We start from the raw sequence: 21,059 nt of genomic DNA, 5'->3' as shown, positions 1-21,059 counted from the left end.
ACGTTCTGTATTCCAAAGGGATGGTTGTCCTTGTTATGCTAAATATATGTACGTCTTTAAAAAACAGTATGGTCTGTATAAAAAGATTTTAAAACTTTTGCACATAACCTAACCTATTTATTTTCAAAATAAAGGTGGAGGAGGTTTTTCGTGTGAAGAATCTTAAAATCATTTGGATATATCGTTTAGGATTATTGTTACTCGTTTTTCTTTGTTTGCTCGTCTTTTTAAAAATTAAGCCACTATGGGCACCGATTATTTTTGTATTTAAAGTGGCGATCACACCGTTTCTTATTGCTTGTTTTATTGCTTATTTATTGCACCCTTTAATTGAAAAAATCCATAAGGAAGGAATGCCACGCACACTTGCTATTTTGCTCATTTACGTTCTTTTCTTTGGCGGAATTGGCTATGGAATTTATAAAGGAACGCCAGTTGTTATTAAGCAGTTACAAGAGATTAATGAACAATTTCCGCAGTTTACAAAAATGTACGATTCTTGGATGGATGGGGTAACAGAACAAACAGCAAATTTCCCATCATTTATTCATGAAAAGGTAAAGCAAATTTTCGTTGGTGTAGAAATGAAGATACAAATGCTTTTAAATAAAGTTATGAGCACAGCCCGTGGTGTACTGGATTCATTGCTCATTATTTTCTTAATTCCGTTCATTGTATTTTACATATTAAAAGATTACGGTGAGTTTTATCATGTTTTTTGGAAATTAGTTCCGAGTAAGTGGCGTAGTACGGGTCAAATACTTGCGAAAGAAATTGATAAGTCACTCGGAAGTTATATTCGAGGACAGTTATTTGTTTGCTTAGTATTAGGGGGAGTATCTGTTCTTTCTTTTTGGTTTATCGGTATGAAATATCCGTTATTACTCGGCATTATTATTGGGGTAACGGATATAATCCCGTACTTTGGTCCTATTTTAGGGGCGATTCCGACGTTGATGATTGCGGCAACGGTATCAACGAGTTTACTCATTAAGGCGGGGATTACGATTGCCATTTTGCAATTTTTGGAAAGTAACATTTTATCACCTTACATCGTTGGTAAGTCGCTTCGTATGCATCCCGTTATTATTATGCTCGCATTACTAGTTGGAGGAGAGATAGGCGGGATTGTAGGATTGCTAATATCGGTTCCAATTTTAGCAGTTATTCGTACAGTAATTGTTCATGTGAGGCCTCTTTGGAAAAGAAAAGATATTTAATGTGAAAGCCCTCTATCTATAGAGATAGAGGGCTAATAATATGGTTATTTAGAGAGTTGTTCTTTTATTTGCTGAACAATCCCGCTCACATCATTTGTTTGAAGGTGTTTTATTCTTTTCCATTCATCATCATACATAAATACAATTTGATTGCTGAAAAGTCGTTTCTGTTCTTTTAGATTAGAAATTTTCGTGAAAGAGTACTCTTCAAATATTGGGTTTTTGCTTAAATCTGGTCCGTAAAAGAAGAGCCTTTTGTTCGTTAAGATTAACAGTCCTGGCCTTGCAACGGAACGATATATAAATATATCTAATGAGCATGCTGCATAAAAAAGGATTTTTTCGTCAGTAGTTAATATTTCTTTAGCCTGATTCAATAAAGTTGTCATTGTAATCGCTCCTTTATTATTAATAATTTAATTATAACAAAAAGATGTAATGTTCAGAAAAATTTATAGGTTTAATTTTAGGTATGAAAATATTACTACTTGTTAATAAATACGTAATATATATAAAGGCTGTTTATAATGAAAAGTAGATGCTTATGTAGCTAACGAAAATGTGTGTAGTACAATATAATTATTATTATCTACATTGACAAACTTAAGAGAATTCTATTATATTTAGTCATATAATACATTAAATCAATGACGGAACAAGTACGTTACAGTCCATTTATAGAGAGAAGCTTCCAATGGCTGAAAGAAGCTTTAAATGAAGGGTAACAGAAAGCTAATCCAGAGAGCAGCTAATCACTGCCGTTTTGCCACGTTACGGCACCATGAGGTGATGAATTGATTGTTATAATAATCAATTCGTAATTAGGGTGGTATCGCGAGTTAACTCTCGTCCCTTTTATTAGGGGCGGGAGTTTTTTATATTTAAGGAGGAAAATACAATGAAACAACTAACAGGCGCACAAATTCGTCAAATGTTTTTAGACTTTTTCCAAGAAAAAGGACATGCAGTAGAACCAAGTGCATCACTAGTTCCTCATGAGGATCCATCTCTTCTATGGATTAATAGTGGGGTAGCGACGTTAAAGAAATATTTTGATGGGCGTGTAATCCCACAAAATCCACGTATTACAAATGCACAAAAATCAATTCGTACAAACGATATTGAAAACGTTGGGAAAACGGCTCGTCACCATACATTCTTTGAAATGTTAGGGAACTTCTCAATCGGTGATTACTTCAAAGAAGAAGCAATTACTTGGGCTTGGGAATTTCTAACGAGCGACAAATGGATCGGATTCGATAAAGAATTACTGTCTGTTACAATTCATCCGGAAGATGAAGAAGCATTCACAATTTGGAATGAGAAAATGGGTGTTCCAAAAGAACGCATCATCCGTTTAGAAGAAAACTTCTGGGATATCGGTGAAGGACCAAGTGGACCGAATACAGAAATTTTCTATGACCGTGGTGAAGCTTACGGTAATGACTTTAGTGACCCAGAATTATATCCGGGCGGAGAAAACGAGCGTTACTTAGAAGTATGGAACCTTGTATTCTCTCAATTTAACCATAATCCAGACGGTTCATATACGCCGCTTCCTAAGAAAAACATCGATACAGGGATGGGTCTAGAGCGTATGACATCTATCGTTCAAGATGTACCTACGAACTTTGACACAGACCTATTCATGCCGATGATTGGCGCGACAGAATCAATTTCTGGTGAAAAGTATCGTAACGGTGACTTAGAAAAAGATATGGCATTTAAAGTAATTGCTGACCACATTCGTACAGTAACATTTGCGGTTGGTGATGGAGCACTGCCTTCTAATGAAGGCCGTGGTTATGTGTTACGTCGTTTATTACGCCGTGCTGTTCGTTATTCTAAGAAATTAAACATCAACCGTCCATTCATGTTTGAATTAGTACCGGTTGTTGGAGAAGTAATGAAAGACTTCTATCCAGAAGTACTTGAAAAGAAAGATTTCATCGCAAAAGTTGTGAAGAATGAAGAAGAGCGTTTCCATGAAACACTTCATGATGGTGAATCAATTTTAGCTGAAGTAATTGCAAAAGCGAAAGAAGAAAAAACAACTGTTATTTCTGGCGTAGATGCGTTCCGTCTATACGACACGTACGGTTTCCCAATTGAATTAACAGAAGAATATGCGGAAGAAGCTGGTATGACAGTTGATCAAGCAGGCTTTGAAAATGAGATGGAGAAACAACGTGAGCGTGCACGTGCTGCTCGTCAAGACGTTGATTCTATGCAAGTTCAAGGCGGTGTACTTGGTGAAGTTAAAGTAGCGAGCGAATTCGTTGGTTACGGTACAGTTGCAACAGAAAGTAACGTTGTTGCACTTGTGAAAAATGGTGAGTACACAGATAGCTTACAAGCAGGTGAAGAAGGACAATTAATGCTTGATGTAACACCATTCTACGCTGAGAGCGGTGGGCAAATTGCAGACCGTGGTTATCTTCTTGCTGACGGCGTGAAAGTTGTTGTAAAAGACGTACAAAAAGCACCAAATGGTCAAAACTTACACAAAGTTGTTGTTGAAGAAGGTACATTAACGAAAGAAGCGGCTGTAAAAGCTCTTATCGATACGAAAAACCGTAGTAGCGTTGTGAAAAACCATACAGCAACTCACTTACTGCACCAAGCATTAAAAGATGTACTTGGAACGCATGTTAACCAAGCGGGTTCTCTTGTAACATCTGAACGTTTACGTTTTGACTTCTCTCACTTCGGTCAAGTACAAGCTGACGAATTAGAAAAAATTGAGCGTATTGTAAACGAAAAAATTTGGGAAAGTATTGATGTTGCGATTTCTCAAAAAGCAATCGAAGAAGCGAAAGAAATGGGCGCAATGGCATTATTCGGTGAAAAATACGGTGATGTTGTACGCGTTGTACAAGTAGGCGATTATAGCTTAGAGCTTTGCGGTGGTTGTCACGTTGATAACACAGCTTCTATCGGTATTTTCAAAATCGTTGCTGAGTCTGGTATCGGTGCAGGAACTCGTCGTATTGAGGCGGTAACTGGTAAGTCTGCATACGAATTAATGAACGATCAAGTAGGTTTATTAAAAGAAGCAGCAGGAAAAATGAAAACAAATCCGAAAGATATTTTAACAAGAGTTGATGGTTTATTTGCTGAAGTAAAACAACTTCAAAAAGAAAACGAATCTCTTGCTGCGAAATTAAGCAATATCGAAGCTGGAAACTTAACTGATTCAGTAATGACAGTTGATGGTGTGAACGTATTAGCGGCGAAAGTAAATGTTGCAGATATGAACAACTTACGTACAATGATGGATGACCTTAAAAATAAATTAGAGTCTGCAGTTGTTGTATTAGCGTCTGTAAGTGACGATAAAGTAAATATTTTAGCTGGCGTAACGAAAGATTTAATTAGTCAAGGTTACCATGCAGGTAAACTTGTGAAAGAAGTAGCTTCTCGTTGTGGCGGCGGCGGCGGCGGCCGTCCTGACATGGCTCAAGCAGGTGGTAAAAACCCAGCGCAAGTAGAGGAAGCTTTAGCATTTGTACAAGAGTACGTTAAATCTGTTTCAAAATAAAGAGATAGTAGTGTACAATGGTAGGGAGAGGAGAAGTTCTTCTCCCTATACTTACTACTTACAAGTGAGGTGCTTGAAATGGACGGTTTTGATAAAACAATGAAGTTTAGCATTCAAGATGAAAAACAGAGTGTCCATGTAAATGATGTACTTTTAACTGTGTATGATGCACTTCAAGAAAAAGGCTATAATCCGATTAACCAAATTGTCGGTTATTTATTAAGTGGAGATCCAGCATACATACCTCGCCATAAAGATGCACGAAGCGTCATTCGTAAGCTTGAACGTGATGAGTTAATCGAAGAGCTTGTGAAGTCTTACTTGAAACATCATCGTGAGGAGTAGTTTATGCGGATATTAGGTTTAGATGTTGGTACTAAAACAGTCGGTGCTGCAATGAGCGATGAAATGGGCTGGACAGCACAAGGGCTGGAAACAATCAGGATTAACGAAGAACGAGGCCACTTTGGTTTTGACCGTATTTCTGAGTTAGTAAAACAGTACGATGTGGACAAAATAGTAGTAGGTTTACCTAAAAATATGAATGGTACAATTGGCCCGCGTGGTGAGGCATGCCAGCAATTTGCAGAAAACCTACGAAATCTGTTACAATTAGAAGTTGTAATGTGGGACGAGCGTTTGTCGACAATGGCGGCGGAACGTCTGCTCATTTCAGCTGATGTAAGCCGTAAGAAGCGAAAGCAGGTAATCGATAAGATGGCTGCAGTCGTGATCTTACAAGGATTTTTAGATAGTAAATAAGAGGTGACCAAAATGGAAGAAAATCAAATTACAATTGTAGACGAAAAAGGAAACGAACATTTATGTGAAATTATTTTCACTTTTGATGCTGAAAAATTCGGCAAAAAATCTTACGTAGTCTTCTCTCCAATCGGTGAAGTAGACGAAGATGGAGACCAAATCTTCGATGCAATGGCATACGAGCAAAGTGAAGAAGAGGGCGGAACATTACTTTCAATTGAATCTGAAGAAGAGTGGGAAATGGTACAAGAAATGTTTAACACTCTTGCTGATGAGCAAGACGAAGAATAGTAATGGATAAAAAGGCGGACTGTGTACACAGTCCGCCTTTTTTGTATTCATATGCAAAATGACAGATTTTTTGTCGAAACTACTTAATTGTTTATAGTATAATAAGACGGGTTGTATGAAAAAAGGCTTTAAATGAGTAGCTGTCACCAATTATTTAGAAATGATTGGTTTTGCTTTATGTTTGTAGGGCATTGTATAGAGGAAGTGTATATGGTCTGCAATTGAATAAGGAGGAAGAATTTTGGTAGAGAATCAAGTGAAGAAGAAGCGTAGACGCATTTTTTTAATTTCGATTATCGCACTGCTTTTAGTTTGTGGATCAGTCTATGCGTATATTTCATCTGCATTAGGACCAGTTGATAGTGGAAATAAAAAAGAGATTGAGGTAGAGATTCCAAAGGGGTCATCTACAAGTAAAATCGGTGAGATTTTAGAAGAAAAAGGTACTGTGAAAAGCGGTACAGTTTTTAGTTTTTATACGAAATTTAAGTCAAAAAGCTTACAAGCAGGTACATATTTATTAAATCCTTCGATGAGTGCTAAAGATGTCATTGAACAAATGTCATCTGGCAACGTACATCGTCCGGCTCTTTATAAAGTGACGATTAAAGAAGGAGCGCAAGTAACTGAAATTGCTGAAGTGATTGCGGCAGAATTAAAGTGGAATAAAGATGATGTTGTGCGTCAATTAAACGATAAAGCATTTATTCAAAAAATGCAGCAAAAGTATCCGAAGCTATTAACGGATAAAATTTTTGATAGCAACATTAAATATCCACTAGAAGGATACTTATATCCAGCGACGTATTCTTTCTATAAACAGGATACGAAATTAGAAGAAATTGTAATCCCGATGCTTGAGAAAACAAATGCAATTATTGTTCAAAATGAGGCGAAAATGAAAGCGAAGAACTGGGATGTTCATCAACTTCTCACGTTGTCTTCACTTATTGAAGAAGAGGCCACTGGCTTTACAGATCGCCAGAAAATCTCTAGTGTTTTCTATAATCGTTTAGCGAAAGGTATGCCGCTTCAAACGGATCCGACGGTATTATACGCGCTTGGAAAGCATAAACAACGTGTATTATACGAAGACTTGAAAGTAAACTCACCGTACAATACGTATGTTGTGAAAGGGTTGCCGGTTGGACCGATTGCAAACTCTGGTAAACATTCAGTGGAAGCAGCGTTAGATCCTGCGCAAACAGATTATTATTATTTCTTAGCTGCACCAAGTGGTGAAGTGTATTATGCGAAAACATTAGAAGAACATAATGCATTAAAGCAAAAATACATTACGAAAAAACAGTGAAATGGAGAGGGATAGCGAAAAAGGTCGCACATCCCTCTTTTTTGTGGTAAAATATATCGGGTTAAAAACTGGCAGAAGAATCGTTTTTAATATCAAAACGGGACGTACAAGCTAAGGGTGAAACTGGCTTGTATTTTTATTGCATTCTATGTGTGAAAAGACAAAGGTTGACGCGTCATAGAGGCGCTTCTCCATATAAATAAGGAGGACCAATTATGGAGGATACAGTTAACGAGTACCTATTATCATTTATTGATCCAAAAGATAAATTAATTCTTGAAATGGAAGAGTATGCAACTGAAAACCATGTGCCGATTATGGATCGACTTGGAATGGAATTTATGCTGCAATTTTTACGTTTAATTGGACCGGAAAGTATTTTAGAACTTGGAACAGCAATCGGTTATTCTAGTATTCGTATGATGCAAGCTATTCCGAACTCTCGCATTGTGACAGTAGAGCGCAATCGTGAACGATATGAAAAGGCACTTGAATATATAGAATGTTCCTCGGTAACAGACCGTATTGCTGTTATTTACGGTGATGCTTTAGAAACGGGCGAACAAGTGAAAGAACATGGAACATTTGATGTTATTTTTATTGATGCAGCGAAAGGGCAGTATCGCCGCTTTTTTGACTTATACGAACCGTTATTAAATCCTGGTGGCGTTATTATTTCAGATAACGTTATGTACCATGGTCTTGTGACGACAAAAGAGAAAATTGAAAATAGACGTACGCGTGGTTTGATTCGTCGTATTAAGACGTACAATGAATGGCTTATGAACCATGAAGGATATGATACAACGATTTTCCCAATTGGCGATGGAGTGGCTGTAAGTAAAAAGAGAGGGTGACAAAAGTATGAAGAAACCTGAATTGTTAGTAACGCCTAGAGCGGTGGCGGATATTGAACCTCTTGTGAAAGCAGGGGCAGATGCAGTAATGGTTGGTGAACAAAAGTTTGGTTTACGTTTGGCAGGAGAGTTTTCACGTGAAGATGTGAAACAAGCTGTAAACATTGCACATGAAAATGGTGTGAAAGTATACGTTGCAATGAATGCGATGTTCCACAATGATAAAGTGGAAGAATTAACGGACTACGTTGCCTTTTTAAATGAGATAAATGTAGATGCGATTGTTTTCGGAGATCCAGCGGTATTAATGGCTGTTCGTGAAGTTGCACCAAATATGCAACTGCACTGGAATACAGAAACGACAGCAACAAACTGGTTTACTTGTAACTATTGGGGGCAAAGAGGAGCGAAACGCGCTGTATTAGCTCGTGAGCTTAGTTTAGATGAAATTGCTGAATTAAAAGAAAATGCTGAAGTGGAACTTGAAGTACAAGTTCACGGTATGACTTGCATGTTCCAATCGAAGCGTTCACTAGTAGGAAACTACTTTGAGTATCAAGGGCGTAATCTCGACATCGAAAAGAAAAAGTATGAAGAGAATATGTTCTTATACGACCCAGAACGTAATAACAAATATCCAATTTATGAAGATGAAAATGGTACTCACATTATGAGCCCGAATGATATTTGTTTCATCGATGAGTTAGAGGAACTAATCGATGCTGAAGTCGATAGCTTAAAAATTGATGGTGTCCTAAAAAGTTCTGAATACATTATTGAGGTAACGAAGAAATATCGTAAGGCGATTGATTTATGTGTAGAAGATCGTGATGCGTATTATGACGTGAAAGATGATTTATTTAAAGAGATAGAAGAAATACAACCGGTAAATCGTCCGTTAGATACAGGATTCTTCTTTAAAGAAACGGTTTACTAAACGAGGAGGGTGTAGGAAATGACTGTACAAGAAATTTCACGAGTGATCGATGGCAAACGCGTTATTGTGAAAAAACCTGAACTGTTAATCCCTGCGGGTAACTTAGAAAAATTAAAAGTAGCTATCCATTATGGGGCAGATGCTGTATATTTAGGTGGACAAGAATTTGGTCTTCGTTCTAATGCAGGTAACTTTACGCTGGAAGACATGGCAGAAGGCGTTGAATTTGCAAAGAAATATGGAGCAAAAATATACGTAACAACAAATATTTTTGCACATAATGAAAATATGGATGGGCTAGAGGAATATTTAAAAGGGATTGAAAAAGCTGGCGTAACGGGAATTATCGTTGCCGATCCGCTTATTATTGAGACATGTAAACGTGTAGCGCCTTCTGTTGAGGTGCATTTAAGTACACAACAATCACTATCCAACTGGAAAGCAGCACAGTATTGGAAAGAAGAAGGTTTACATCGTCTTGTATTAGCTCGTGAAGCAAGCTATGAAGAAATGAAAGAAATTAAAGAAAAAGTTGATATTGAAATTGAAGCATTCGTCCATGGTGCAATGTGTATCGCGTATTCAGGGAGATGTACATTAAGTAACCATATGACAGCGCGTGACTCTAACCGTGGTGGTTGTTGTCAATCTTGCCGCTGGGATTATGATTTAGTTCAAACGGTATCACAACATAAAGATGCAAAAGAGCTTCCTCTATTCCAAGAAGAAGATGCTCACTTTGCGATGAGCCCAAAAGATTTAAATTTAATCTTATCAATTCCGAAAATGATTGAAATTGGAATTGATAGCTTAAAAGTTGAAGGACGTATGAAATCTATCCATTACGTAGCGACTGTAGCAACTGTATATCGTAAAGTAATTGATGCGTATTGTGCGGATCCGGATAACTTTGCGTTTAAACAAGAATGGTTAGATGAGCTTGATAAATGTGCAAATCGTGATACAGCTCCCGCATTCTTTGAAGGGGTTCCAGGACATCAAGAGCAAATGTTTGGAAATCATAGTAAGAAAACAACGTATGATTTTGCTGGTTTAGTGTTAGATTATAATGAAGAAACGGGTATCGTAACGCTTGAGCAACGTAATCACTTCAAGCCAGGACATGAAGTGGAGTTCTTTGGGCCAGAAATAGAAAACTTTACGCAGACGGTGGAGAAAATTTGGGATGAGGATGGAAACGAATTAGATGCAGCGAGACATCCGTTGCAAATCGTGAAATTCAAAGTGGATCAACCAGTGTATGTGAATAATATGATGCGCAAAAACATACTTCAATAAGAAAGAGTGGTAGTCGAATGGGGACGAATAAGCCTGTTGTAATTGGAATCGCTGGTGGTTCAGGGTCAGGAAAAACAAGTGTAACGAAAGCGATTTTTGACCATTTTAAAGGTCATTCCATTTTAATCTTGGAGCAAGATTATTATTACAAAGATCAAAGCCATTTACCAATGGAAGAACGTTTAAAAACAAATTACGATCATCCGTTAGCGTTTGATAATGATTTATTAATCGAACATTTGAAGCAGTTGCTTGCATATGAGCAAGTGGAAAAGCCTGTATATGACTATACATTGCATACGCGTTCGGAAAAAATTATTCCAGTTGAGCCGAAAGATGTAATTATTTTAGAAGGAATTCTTATTTTAGAAGACCCGCGTCTTTGTGAGTTAATGGATATTAAGGTGTTCGTTGATACAGATGCAGACCTTCGTATTTTACGCCGCATGCAGCGCGATATTGAAGAGCGTGGTCGTACAATGGATTCAGTTATTGACCAATACGTAAACGTTGTACGCCCAATGCATAATCAATTTATTGAGCCTTCTAAGAAATTCGCGGATATTATTATCCCTGAAGGTGGACAAAATCATGTTGCAATTGATATTATGGTGACAAAAATTGCAACAATTCTTGAACAAAAAGTAAATTTGTAATAGCATAGTAAAAGATATACGATAGGAAGGGATTTTTTCCCTTCTTATCGAATACAATGAAACATGAAACCTCACCTACCAATAGGTGAGGGCATATTTATATCAACTTTCCATACATACCTTCTTTATATAAGGAAGAATTGGAGAATAAGGGGTTGTATGTGACAACTCCACTAGTGCACGTGTGCTAGAAACCTCCGCTATATATAAGCGGAGGAGTTTTCATATGGAACTCCTCTTTTTTTCGGGGGATTGGTATATAAAAGGAGTGGAAAACATGGCAACAGAAAAAACATACCCTATGACGCAAGAGGGTAAGCAAAAACTAGAGAACGAAGTTGAACAATTAAAAACAGTAAGACGTAAAGAAGTTGTAGAGCGTATTAAGATCGCACGTAGCTTCGGAGATCTTTCTGAGAACTCTGAGTATGATGCAGCGAAAGACGAGCAAGCATTCGTAGAAGGACGTATTACACAACTTGAAAACATGATCCGTAATGCGGTTATCATTCAAGACAATGGTGAAGAGTCTACAGTTGTAACATTAGGTAAAACAGTAACATTTAAAGAGTTACCAGGTGGAGACGAAGAAGCGTACACAATCGTAGGTAGCGCAGAAGCCGATCCATTTGAAGGAAGAATTTCTAACGATTCTCCAATCGCAAAAAGCTTATTAGGTAAGCAAATTGGTGAGAAGGTAGCAATCCAAACACCAGGTGGAGAAATGCAAGTAGAGATTATCTCTGTAAAATAACGTAAAAATCACTCGTGTGAAAACGAGTGATTTTTTATTTGTATAAAAGGTGAAACACCTCGTCTAAACTACAATAGACGAGGTGTTTTTTATGAAAATGAAACGGAGAATTATAATTGTTTTAATTTGTTTTATGGGTGTGATTTTTTTATTACTTTGTCGTTTAATCCAAATACAGATTATAGATACGGAATCATTTACTGATCGCAATATCAATTTGATTGAAAAAAGTGTTACGCAACGAACACAATCACTTACAGTAGATAATGGAAGAGGGCATTTTACAGATCGAAATGGTAAGGAAATTGGTGAAGAGAAATATCCAGTCTTAATTGTTTTTCCATTTTTACAAATAAAAAATGACATGTTAGAGAAAATTGCGCATATCATTGGTGTGTCGAGACAAGAGATAAGACTGCAAATGAAAAATAAGAATCAAGCATTTATATTACGAAGGGAGAATATCCCATTTCAATTAACGCTCGAGCAGATGGAGAAGGTAAATCAATTAGATATTTTAGGTATTGTAGCAGCAGAAGTTCGACTGAAGCAAACGGGAGAGGCAAATCATTTAATTGGTGATGTGGGAGAGAATGAACAGGAATTTCAAAAGCGCTATGGAGAAATGAAAAAAACTTCGAAACAAACGCCAATTGGTATTTCTGGATTGCAACAATCATTTGATGAATTTTTACTGACTGATGGAGAAGCGAAAGTACTATATCAAGTGGATCGACAAGGAGAACCGATTTTTGGGAAACAGGCGAAATATACTTCACCAGGAAATCCATTTTATCCAGTTACTATTCAAACAACAATACATAAAACGTTGCAACGACGAGCAGAAAAGATTATAGATGAAAACGGAATAAAAAAAGGTGGGTTAGTATTACTAGACATAAAGAATAGTGAAGTTTTAGCAATGGTAAGTAGGCCTTCTTTACAGATGAATGATAGGAGGATATATAAAGCTACACTTGAAAATCAAATGTTAACTCCTCATTTTCCGGGGTCTGTTTTTAAAACAGTAGTTGCAGCAGCAGAAATTGATGAGAATTTGGTGTGGTTTAATCGTACATTTAACTGTAATACGGATTTATACGGTGAAAATCTTCCGCAAGTTATGATGGGGTCATTAAACTTTAAGGAAAGCTTTGCTAGAAGCTGTAATCGAACGTTTGCCGTATTAGGTGATGAACTAATGCAAAAGGATAGGGATGTGTTAGAAACGTATTTAGAGGCCTTAGGAGCAAGTAAGAAGGTAGGGTGGAAAGGTTCGGTATTTCATACACCGGAATTTGAGCAATTGCCAGAAGAAAAGAGTGCTATTATCTGGGGGAGCGAAGAAAATAAAGAGAGTAGAAAAGCGATTGCTCAAACGATGGTCGGACAAAAAGATGTACGTGTGTCACCTCTAGCTATAGCGAATATGATGGCGACAATTGCTAGAGGTGGAGAGAAGATGGAAGTGAAAGCTGTGAAAAAAATAGTGTATAAAAATGGAACCGACTTTTTTACATTTGAAAATCATAAATTAAATGGGAAACAGCTTTCTTATGAAACGATGAAAAAATTACAACAGTTGTTAAGAGGCGTTGTAACGATGGAGAAAGGAACGGGAACCGCATTCCGTTCGTTGCCACTAACTGTCGCTGGAAAATCTGGGACGGCACAAACAGGAAAAGGAGAGAAGGTAAATCGCTGGTTTGCAGGTTATTTTCCATATGAAAACCCAAGGTATGCTTTAGTTGTAGTTGATATAGAAACAGATAACGTAAATGTAGTTACACCAGCTTTTGCAGAAATGGTAGAAGCAATTCATCAATTAGAAATTGAAAAGTAATCTTGCAATTATTTATGAAATGTTTTCATTTCGTGAAAATATTATTGTAAATGTTCAACCTTTCTAGATTTAATGTTACAATAGCAAGTATGAAAAACTGCATGGAGGTTTGAAGAATGGCAGGAGGATCTAGATTCCAACAGAAACAACAAAAACGTCGTCAAAACGGTGTTTTAAATATTGCAATTGCAATTGTATTAATATTAGTAGCTATTGTATCATATCAATTGTTTGTTCCTGACAGAAAAGAGCAAGCGTCTTCTAGTGATAAAAAAGTAGCTCAGCAAACAACAAAAGAGAATAAAGCTGAGAAAGCTAAAGGTAAAGAAGAGACGAAGAAGAACAAGAACGAGCAAGAGAAAGCAGAGGCTAAGAAGAAGGAAGAAGAGAAGCTAAAGGCTGAAGAAGAAAAGAAAAAGGCTGAAGAAGAAGCAAAGGCTAACGAGAAAGAACCAGCTGAAAAAACACAGCCAAAGGCAACAGATGCGTATACGAAATCCTCTTGGAAGCCAGTAGGTACAGAACAAGGTGCAACACCTGCGATGACGTTTAAAAAAGGTTCAGCAGATTGGAATGAAATGAATCAAGCGATTTCCACTGCAATTGACGTTCCAGTAGAGCAATTAGTTATTCATAGAATCGGAAATAACGGTAAGAATAAAGCGTACGGTAATGTCCAAGATAAGCAATCAGGTAAAAAATATTATGTAAATATTGATTGGGTAGACAATGAGGGCTGGAAACCAGTACTTGTTCAAACTCTAAACTAAAAAAGAGAGGCTCTTAAGAGCCTCTCTTTTTTAGTTAGCGTAATTTCTTTAATTTAAAATGAACAACCGCACTATAATAAGGTCTTTTGCTTTCAGGATCCATAACCATTTGATGCGATATGTGATGTACTTCGAGCATAAGTGCTTTATTATTATCAATTTGTTCGTTAATTTTGTTTTCTAGAGAAACTAAGTTTGCAGCTTCGAAAAATTCCACTTTATCTTCTAACATTTCAAAGGTAAATGACACGAAGATGCCCCCTCTCCTATGATAATCACCTATAGTGTAACAAAGAAAAGAAGGAAATACTACGCACATTTCAATTGACATTTTTAGAAAGAGGGAATATCATACTGATAAAACCGATAAGAAAAAGGGGGATTGTTATGGGTACAGAATTTAATGGTTTATTTGATGAATGGGCTCATACGTACGACTCATTTGTACAAGGCGAAGATATACAATATAAAGAAGTTTTCGCCCATTATGAGGACATTTTAGAGGATGTAGTTAACAAGTCATTTGGCAACGTATTAGAATTCGGTGTTGGTACTGGCAATTTAACAAATAAATTATTACTTGCTGGTCGCACAGTTTACGGTATAGAACCGTCACGCGAAATGCGTACTATTGCAAAAGAGAAATTACCAAAAGAGTTTTCAATTACAGAGGGTGATTTTCTTTCATTTGAAGTCCCAAATTCAATCGATACTATTGTGAGCACTTACGCATTTCATCATTTAACAGATGAAGAAAAAGACGTAGCAATTGCGAAATATAGTCAATTGCTAAACAAAGGTGGTAAAATAGTGTTTGCTGATACGATATTTGCAGATCAAGATGCATATGATAAAACTGTCGAAGTAGCAAAACAAAGAGGTTTTCATCAGTTAGCAAATGATTTGCAAACAGAATACTATACACGTATTCCTATCATGCAATCTATTTTTGAAAACAATGGCTTCCATGTAACGTTTACGAGATTAAATCATTTCGTTTGGGTAATGGAGGCAACTAAGCAATAGAAAGAGGGATTAGATTGAGAATTGCTGTAATTGGAGCAATGGAAGAAGAAGTACGTATTTTACGTGACAAACTAGAACAAGCAGAAACAGAAACTGTTGCAGGTTGTGAATTTACGAAAGGGCTATTGGCAGGACATGAAGTAATCTTGCTAAAGTCTGGTATTGGTAAAGTAAATGCAGCGATGTCAACGACAATTTTATTAGAAAAATATAAGCCTGAAAAAGTAATTAATACTGGTTCAGCTGGTGGCTTCCATCATTCTTTAAATGTTGGAGATGTAGTTATTTCAACAGAAGTTCGTCACCATGACGTAGATGTAACAGCATTTAACTACGAATATGGTCAAGTGCCAGGAATGCCACCAGGGTTTAAAGCTGATGAGGCATTAGTAGCATTAGCTGAGAAATGTATGCAGGCAGAAGAAAATATTCAAGTTGTAAAGGGTATGATTGCAACAGGTGATTCATTTATGAGTGATCCGAACCGCGTTGCAGCCATTCGTGATAAATTTGAAGATCTTTATGCAGTAGAAATGGAAGCAGCGGCTGTTGCGCAAGTATGCCACCAATATGAAGTTCCGTTTGTTATTATTCGTGCACTTTCTGATATTGCTGGTAAAGAATCGAATGTTTCATTTGATCAATTTTTAGATCAAGCAGCTCTTCATTCTACAAACTTTATCGTAAAAGTACTAGAAGAGTTAAAGTAATGTAACAAAAAGGCAACTGTCTCATATAAAGAAAATACATACAGTTGCCTTTTCTTTATTGGCAAATAAGGGGGAGAACACGATGAATGTATATCGTGGAGTTCATGAGTTGATTGGCCATACACCAATCGTAGAAATTACTCGTTTTTCACTTCCGAAAGGAGTCCGTTTATTTGCAAAGCTTGAATTTTACAATCCAGGCGGAAGCGTTAAGGATCGTTTAGGAAGAGAATTAATCGAAGATGCGTTAGAAAAAGGGCTTGTTGCAGAGGGCGGAACAATTATTGAACCGACGGCTGGAAATACCGGCATTGGACTGGCACTTGCAGCGTTAGAACATGATTTACGCGTCATTGTTTGTGTACCAGAGAAATTTAGTATTGAAAAACAAGAATTAATGAAAGCGCTAGGTGCAAAGGTCGTACATACACCGACTGAGCAAGGAATGACCGGCGCAATTGCAAAGGCAAAAGAATTAGTAAAGGAAATACCAAATTCATACTCTCCAAGTCAGTTTGCTAATGAAGCAAACCCTCGTGCTTATTTCAAAACACTAGGTCCTGAACTTTGGTTGGCACTAAATGGAGAGATTAACATATTTGTTGCGGGTGCAGGAACTGGCGGTACGTTTATGGGAACTGCGTCTTATTTAAAAGAGAAAAACATTGATATTAAAACGGTTATTGTAGAACCAGAAGGATCTATTTTAAATGGGGGTAAAGCTGGTTCACATGAAACAGAAGGAATTGGTCTTGAGTTCATCCCGCCATTTTTGAAAACATCTTATTTTGATGAAATTCATACAATTTCTGATCGAAATGCATTTTTACGAGTGAAAGAATTAGCGAAAAAAGAAGGTCTTCTCGTTGGAAGCTCTTCAGGAGCAGCATTTCATGCAAGCTTACTTGAGGCGGAGAAAGCAGCACCAGGTACAAATATTGTAACGATTTTTCCTGATAGTAGTGAGCGCTATTTAAGTAAAGACATATACAAAGGATGGGAATAAAAAATGAGAGCAAAGACAAAGTTAATTCATGGTATTCGCATAGGAGAACCTTCAACTGGATCTGTAAACGTGCCGATTTATCAAACGAGTACGTACAAACAAGAAGCAGTTGGTAAGCATCAAGGATATGAATATTCACGTACAGGTAACCCAACTCGTTCAGCTTTAGAAGAAATGATTGCAGTGTTAGAAAATGGTCATGCTGGATTTGCATTTGGTTCAGGAATGGCTGCTATTACAGCGACTATTATGCTATTCTCAAAAGGTGATCACGTCATTTTAACAGATGATGTTTATGGCGGGACGTACCGCGTTATTACGAAAGTATTAAACCGATTCGGTATTGAGCATACATTTGTAGATACAACAAACCTAGAGGAAGTTGTAGAAGCGATTCGTCCAAATACGAAAGCGATCTATGTGGAAACACCAACGAATCCATTACTGAAAATTACTGATATTAAGAAGATATCCACTCTTGCTAAAGAGAAAGATTTATTAACAATTATTGATAACACATTCATGACGCCATATTGGCAGTCGCCGATTTCTTTAGGAGCAGATATTGTGCTTCATAGTGCAACGAAATATTTAGGAGGACATAGTGACGTAGTTGCAGGCCTAGTAGTTGTAAATAGCCCGCAACTAGCAGAAGACCTTCACTTTGTACAAAACTCAACAGGAGGTATTCTTGGCCCACAAGATAGCTTCTTACTACTTCGCGGTTTAAAAACATTAGGAATTCGTATGGAAGAGCATGAAATAAATTCACGCGCAATTGCTGAGTTTTTAAATAACCATCCGAAAGTAAATAAAGTATATTATCCAGGTCTTGAATCACATCAAAATCACGAATTAGCAACAGAACAGGCGAATGGATTTGGTGCAATCATCTCATTCGATGTAGATAGTGAGGAAACATTAAATAGAGTACTTGAGAAGTTACAATACTTCACACTTGCTGAAAGCTTAGGAGCAGTAGAAAGTTTAATTTCTATTCCATCACAAATGACACATGCATCAATCCCAGCAGATCGCCGCAAAGAGTTAGGAATTACAGATACATTAATTCGTATCTCTGTCGGTATTGAAGACGGTGAAGATTTAATTGAAGATTTAGCACAAGCGCTAGCATAATAAAAATGCACTGCTAATATAGAGCAGTGCATTTTTATTATCTTTATTTGTGAAATATTTCACAAATTGGACATACACAAACGAAATGATTTCATGTATATTGAATTCATGAAATGTTACTCATGAATAAACTTGTGAAATATTTCACAAACAATGAGATTCATGTAGAAAAGCAACTCTATTTTTTTTACGATAATTGGGACTTATTTTGACCTATAGGGATATATAAGGGCCCGGATAGTAGAATAGGAGGAAATTTACATGGTAGTCAAAGAGAAAGTTGTAAATGAAATGCAAGAGGTAAAAGAGATGATTGATACGTTAGTAGATAATGGTCAAAAAGCTTTACAAGCATTAGAAGGTTTTACACAAGAGCAAATTGACAACATTGTTCATGAAATGGCACTTGCAGGTGTTGATCAACATATGCAGCTTGCGAAATTGGCTGTTGAAGAAACGGGCCGTGGTGTATATGAAGACAAATGCATTAAAAATATTTTTGCCACTGAATATATTTGGCATAGTATAAAGAAAGATAAAACGGTAGGAATTATTCACGAAGATCCTCATGAAGAAATAATAGAAATTGCGGAACCGGTTGGTGTAGTAGCTGGAGTAACGCCAGTAACTAACCCAACGTCGACAACGATGTTTAAAGCATTAATCGCGATAAAAACGAGAAATCCAATTATTTTCGCTTTCCATCCTTCTGCACAAAAATGTTCTATTGCAGCAGCGAAAACAGTATACGATGCTGCAGTGAAGGCTGGTGCACCAAAGCACTGCATTCAATGGATTGAAAGACCGTCTGTCGAAGCAACGAAACAATTAATGAATCATGAAGGTGTTGCGCTCGTTCTAGCAACTGGAGGCGCTGGTATGGTGAAATCAGCGTATTCTACTGGCAAACCAGCGTTAGGTGTAGGGCCAGGCAATGTACCATGTTATATAGAGAAATCGGCACATGTAAAACGAGCTGTTAATGATTTGATTTTATCGAAAACATTTGATAACGGTATGATTTGTGCGTCAGAACAAGCTATCATTGTAGATAAGGAAATCTATAATGATGTTAAAACAGAAATGATTGCAAATAATTGTTATTTTGTAACAGAAGAAGAGAGAGAAAAATTAGAAAAGCTTGTTATTAATGAAAATACATGTGCAGTAAATAGTGATATTGTTGGGAAATCAGCACAGTATATTGCCGAATTAGTAGGGATTACTGTGCCTGAAGATACAAAAATGCTTGTAGCTGAAATTAAAGGGATCGGAGCAGCGTATCCACTATCTCGTGAAAAACTGAGTCCAGTATTAGCTTGTGTAAAAGCAAATTCATTAGAAGAAGGATTTATATATTGCGAAGAAATGCTAGACCTTGGCGGTTTAGGGCATTCAGCAGTCATCCATTCTACAAATAAAGAAGTACAAAAACAATTTGGATTGCGTATGAAAGCTTGCCGTCTCATTGTAAATGCGCCTTCATCACAAGGGGGAATTGGTGATATATATAACGGATTTATTCCATCACTTACGCTTGGATGTGGTTCCTACGGAAAAAACTCAGTTTCCCAAAACGTAACAGCTACTCATTTACTAAATATAAAAAGGCTGGCAAATAGAAAAAAGAATATGCAGTGGTTCAAATTACCACCAAAAATTTATTTTGAAAAACATGCTACAGCATATTTAGCAAACATGCCCAATATTTCACGTGCATTTATTGTAACGGATCCAGGAATGGTTGAGCATGGATATGTAGATACGGTCACGCACTATTTACGTAAACATGCAAATGATGTGAAAGTTGAAGTTTTCTTCGAGGTTGAGCCAGATCCATCAGATGAAACTGTTTTTAAAGGTGCGGACATGATGAAAAGCTTTAAGCCAGATGTAATTATCGCACTTGGTGGTGGTTCAGCTATGGATGCAGCAAAAGGGATGTGGCTTTTCTATGAGTACCCAGAAACGACATTCTATGGAATAAAGCAGAAGTTTTTAGATATAAGAAAACGTACATGTAAGTATCCGAATCTGGGAAATAAAGCGCAATTTGTTGCCATTCCAACAACATCAGGGACGGGTTCAGAAGTAACGCCATTTGCGGTGATTACAGATAAGAAAAATAATATAAAATATCCGCTTGCTGATTATGAATTAACACCAGATGTAGCAATTGTTGATCCACAATTTGTAATGACAGTACCACCTCATGTAACAGCAGATACTGGCATGGACGTATTGACGCATGCAATTGAGGCATATGTGTCTGTTATGGCAAATGACTATACTGATGGTTTAGCGTTAAAAGCAATTGATCTCGTGTTTAAATATTTACCGAGAGCATATAAAGATGGAAATGATGAAGAGGCCCGAGAAAAAATGCATAACGCTTCTGCGATTGCAGGGATGGCATTTGCTAATGCTTTCCTTGGTATTAATCACAGTTTAGCACATAAAATTGGACCAGAATTCCATATTCCACACGGACGTGCAAATGCAATTCTTATGCCGCATGTAGTTCGCTATAACGCGATTAAGCCAAGGAAACACGCATTGTTCCCAAAATATGAGTATTTTGTGGCAGATGAACGCTATGCACATATTGCGAGAATGCTCGGGCTTCCAGCGAGTTCAACAGAAGAAGGTGTGGAATCACTTATCCAATCAATTATTGTGCTTGGGGAAAAATTGAATATTAATATGAGTATTGCAGGACAAGGAGTCGCTAAAGAACAATTTGAAGCGGTTGTTGGAATATTAGCAGAAAGAGCTTTTGAAGATCAGTGTACAACAGCTAATCCAAAATTGCCGCTCATTTCAGAGCTGAAAGAAATTTATATGGAAGCGTATAAAGGTATGTAATAGTTATGGAAGAGCCCATTGAAGCGGCTCTTTTTTACCTTGGAAAACATCTCCCAGATTGGCTCTATTTACT

Annotated in this window: 20 protein-coding genes and 1 other annotated feature; of the genes, 18 read left to right on the top strand and 2 right to left on the bottom strand. The window is 37.1% G+C overall.

The features are described 5' to 3' along the window. The first annotated feature begins 152 nt into the window (after nt 1–152). Entirely contained in the window at nt 153–1,220 is a 1,068-nt protein-coding gene (locus FT637_RS04085) for an AI-2E family transporter (protein ID WP_193645219.1), read from the top strand. 44 nt (nt 1,221–1,264) lie between these two features. On the opposite strand, the gene FT637_RS04080 is transcribed toward FT637_RS04085, so the two are convergent. Then, nucleotides 1,265–1,609 (bottom strand): PH domain-containing protein, encoded by a 345-nt coding sequence (locus FT637_RS04080; protein WP_193645218.1) that lies wholly within the window; start codon nt 1,607–1,609, stop codon nt 1,265–1,267. 249 nt (nt 1,610–1,858) lie between these two features. Next, nucleotides 1,859–2,077 (top strand) — a binding site (T-box leader). Nucleotides 2,078–2,118: 41 nt separating this feature from the next. On the opposite strand from FT637_RS04080, the gene alaS reads away from it, so the two are divergent. The 12 genes from alaS to FT637_RS04020 all read left to right on the top strand — a co-directional run bounded on the left by alaS (nt 2,119) and on the right by FT637_RS04020 (nt 14,242). Further along, the gene (gene alaS / locus FT637_RS04075) at nt 2,119–4,761 is read left to right on the top strand and encodes an alanine--tRNA ligase (protein ID WP_193645217.1); all 2,643 of its coding nucleotides are present in this window, start codon (nt 2,119–2,121) and stop codon (nt 4,759–4,761) included. Nucleotides 4,762–4,839: 78 nt separating this feature from the next. Further along, nucleotides 4,840–5,106, top strand: coding sequence for an IreB family regulatory phosphoprotein (locus tag FT637_RS04070; RefSeq protein ID WP_105584413.1), 267 nt, complete (start codon nt 4,840–4,842; stop codon nt 5,104–5,106). 3 nt (nt 5,107–5,109) lie between these two features. Then, nucleotides 5,110–5,523 (top strand): Holliday junction resolvase RuvX, encoded by a 414-nt coding sequence (ruvX, locus tag FT637_RS04065; RefSeq protein ID WP_193645216.1) that lies wholly within the window; start codon nt 5,110–5,112, stop codon nt 5,521–5,523. A 12-nt stretch (nt 5,524–5,535) separates the two neighbouring features. Continuing rightward, entirely contained in the window at nt 5,536–5,814 is a 279-nt protein-coding gene (locus tag FT637_RS04060; RefSeq protein WP_002111975.1) for a DUF1292 domain-containing protein, read from the top strand. Between the two features lie 241 nt (nt 5,815–6,055). Beyond that, entirely contained in the window at nt 6,056–7,126 is a 1,071-nt protein-coding gene (gene mltG / locus FT637_RS04055) for an endolytic transglycosylase MltG (protein WP_193645215.1), read from the top strand. A gap of 215 nt (nt 7,127–7,341) precedes the next feature. Further along, nucleotides 7,342–7,983 (top strand): O-methyltransferase, encoded by a 642-nt coding sequence (locus tag FT637_RS04050; RefSeq protein ID WP_193645214.1) that lies wholly within the window; start codon nt 7,342–7,344, stop codon nt 7,981–7,983. Nucleotides 7,984–7,990: 7 nt separating this feature from the next. Beyond that, entirely contained in the window at nt 7,991–8,920 is a 930-nt protein-coding gene (locus tag FT637_RS04045; protein ID WP_193645213.1) for a peptidase U32 family protein, read from the top strand. Between the two features lie 18 nt (nt 8,921–8,938). Next, the gene (locus FT637_RS04040) at nt 8,939–10,219 is read left to right on the top strand and encodes a peptidase U32 family protein (RefSeq protein WP_193645212.1); all 1,281 of its coding nucleotides are present in this window, start codon (nt 8,939–8,941) and stop codon (nt 10,217–10,219) included. A gap of 17 nt (nt 10,220–10,236) precedes the next feature. Then, the gene (gene udk / locus FT637_RS04035) at nt 10,237–10,875 is read left to right on the top strand and encodes a uridine kinase (RefSeq protein ID WP_193645211.1); all 639 of its coding nucleotides are present in this window, start codon (nt 10,237–10,239) and stop codon (nt 10,873–10,875) included. A gap of 277 nt (nt 10,876–11,152) precedes the next feature. Beyond that, entirely contained in the window at nt 11,153–11,629 is a 477-nt protein-coding gene (gene greA / locus FT637_RS04030) for a transcription elongation factor GreA (protein ID WP_131232081.1), read from the top strand. A 91-nt stretch (nt 11,630–11,720) separates the two neighbouring features. After that, a complete protein-coding gene (locus FT637_RS04025; RefSeq protein WP_193645210.1) occupies nt 11,721–13,472 on the top strand; it encodes a peptidoglycan D,D-transpeptidase FtsI family protein in 1,752 nt (583 codons plus the stop codon). Nucleotides 13,473–13,588: 116 nt separating this feature from the next. Next, nucleotides 13,589–14,242 (top strand): YrrS family protein, encoded by a 654-nt coding sequence (locus FT637_RS04020; RefSeq protein WP_193645209.1) that lies wholly within the window; start codon nt 13,589–13,591, stop codon nt 14,240–14,242. A 34-nt stretch (nt 14,243–14,276) separates the two neighbouring features. Here FT637_RS04020 and FT637_RS04015 read toward each other — a convergent pair whose 3' ends face one another. Further along, on the bottom strand, nt 14,277–14,492 hold the full coding sequence (locus tag FT637_RS04015; RefSeq protein ID WP_193645208.1) for a YrzA family protein: 216 nt from the start codon (nt 14,490–14,492) through the stop codon (nt 14,277–14,279). Nucleotides 14,493–14,629: 137 nt separating this feature from the next. On the opposite strand from FT637_RS04015, the gene FT637_RS04010 reads away from it, so the two are divergent. The 5 genes from FT637_RS04010 (at nt 14,630) to adhE (ending at nt 20,986) form a co-directional block, all read left to right on the top strand. Next, nucleotides 14,630–15,268: a class I SAM-dependent DNA methyltransferase gene (locus FT637_RS04010; protein ID WP_144504035.1), complete on the top strand. Its 639-nt coding sequence runs from the start codon at nt 14,630–14,632 to the stop codon at nt 15,266–15,268. A gap of 14 nt (nt 15,269–15,282) precedes the next feature. Then, nucleotides 15,283–15,978, top strand: coding sequence for a 5'-methylthioadenosine/S-adenosylhomocysteine nucleosidase (gene mtnN / locus FT637_RS04005; protein ID WP_002015266.1), 696 nt, complete (start codon nt 15,283–15,285; stop codon nt 15,976–15,978). 82 nt (nt 15,979–16,060) lie between these two features. After that, entirely contained in the window at nt 16,061–16,984 is a 924-nt protein-coding gene (locus FT637_RS04000; RefSeq protein ID WP_193645207.1) for an O-acetylserine dependent cystathionine beta-synthase, read from the top strand. Nucleotides 16,985–16,987: 3 nt separating this feature from the next. Beyond that, a complete protein-coding gene (locus tag FT637_RS03995) occupies nt 16,988–18,121 on the top strand; it encodes a bifunctional cystathionine gamma-lyase/homocysteine desulfhydrase (RefSeq protein WP_193645206.1) in 1,134 nt (377 codons plus the stop codon). 261 nt (nt 18,122–18,382) lie between these two features. Next, nucleotides 18,383–20,986: a bifunctional acetaldehyde-CoA/alcohol dehydrogenase gene (gene adhE, locus FT637_RS03990; protein WP_193645205.1), complete on the top strand. Its 2,604-nt coding sequence runs from the start codon at nt 18,383–18,385 to the stop codon at nt 20,984–20,986. Nucleotides 20,987–21,059 lie beyond the last annotated feature (73 nt).

The organism is Bacillus cereus (assembly GCF_015071065.1).
Taxonomy (GTDB): Bacteria; Bacillota; Bacilli; order Bacillales; family Bacillaceae_G; genus Bacillus_A; species Bacillus_A cereus_BA.
The sequence above is the reverse complement of the archived record's forward strand: the minus strand, read 5'-3'. Positions and strand labels throughout refer to the sequence as shown.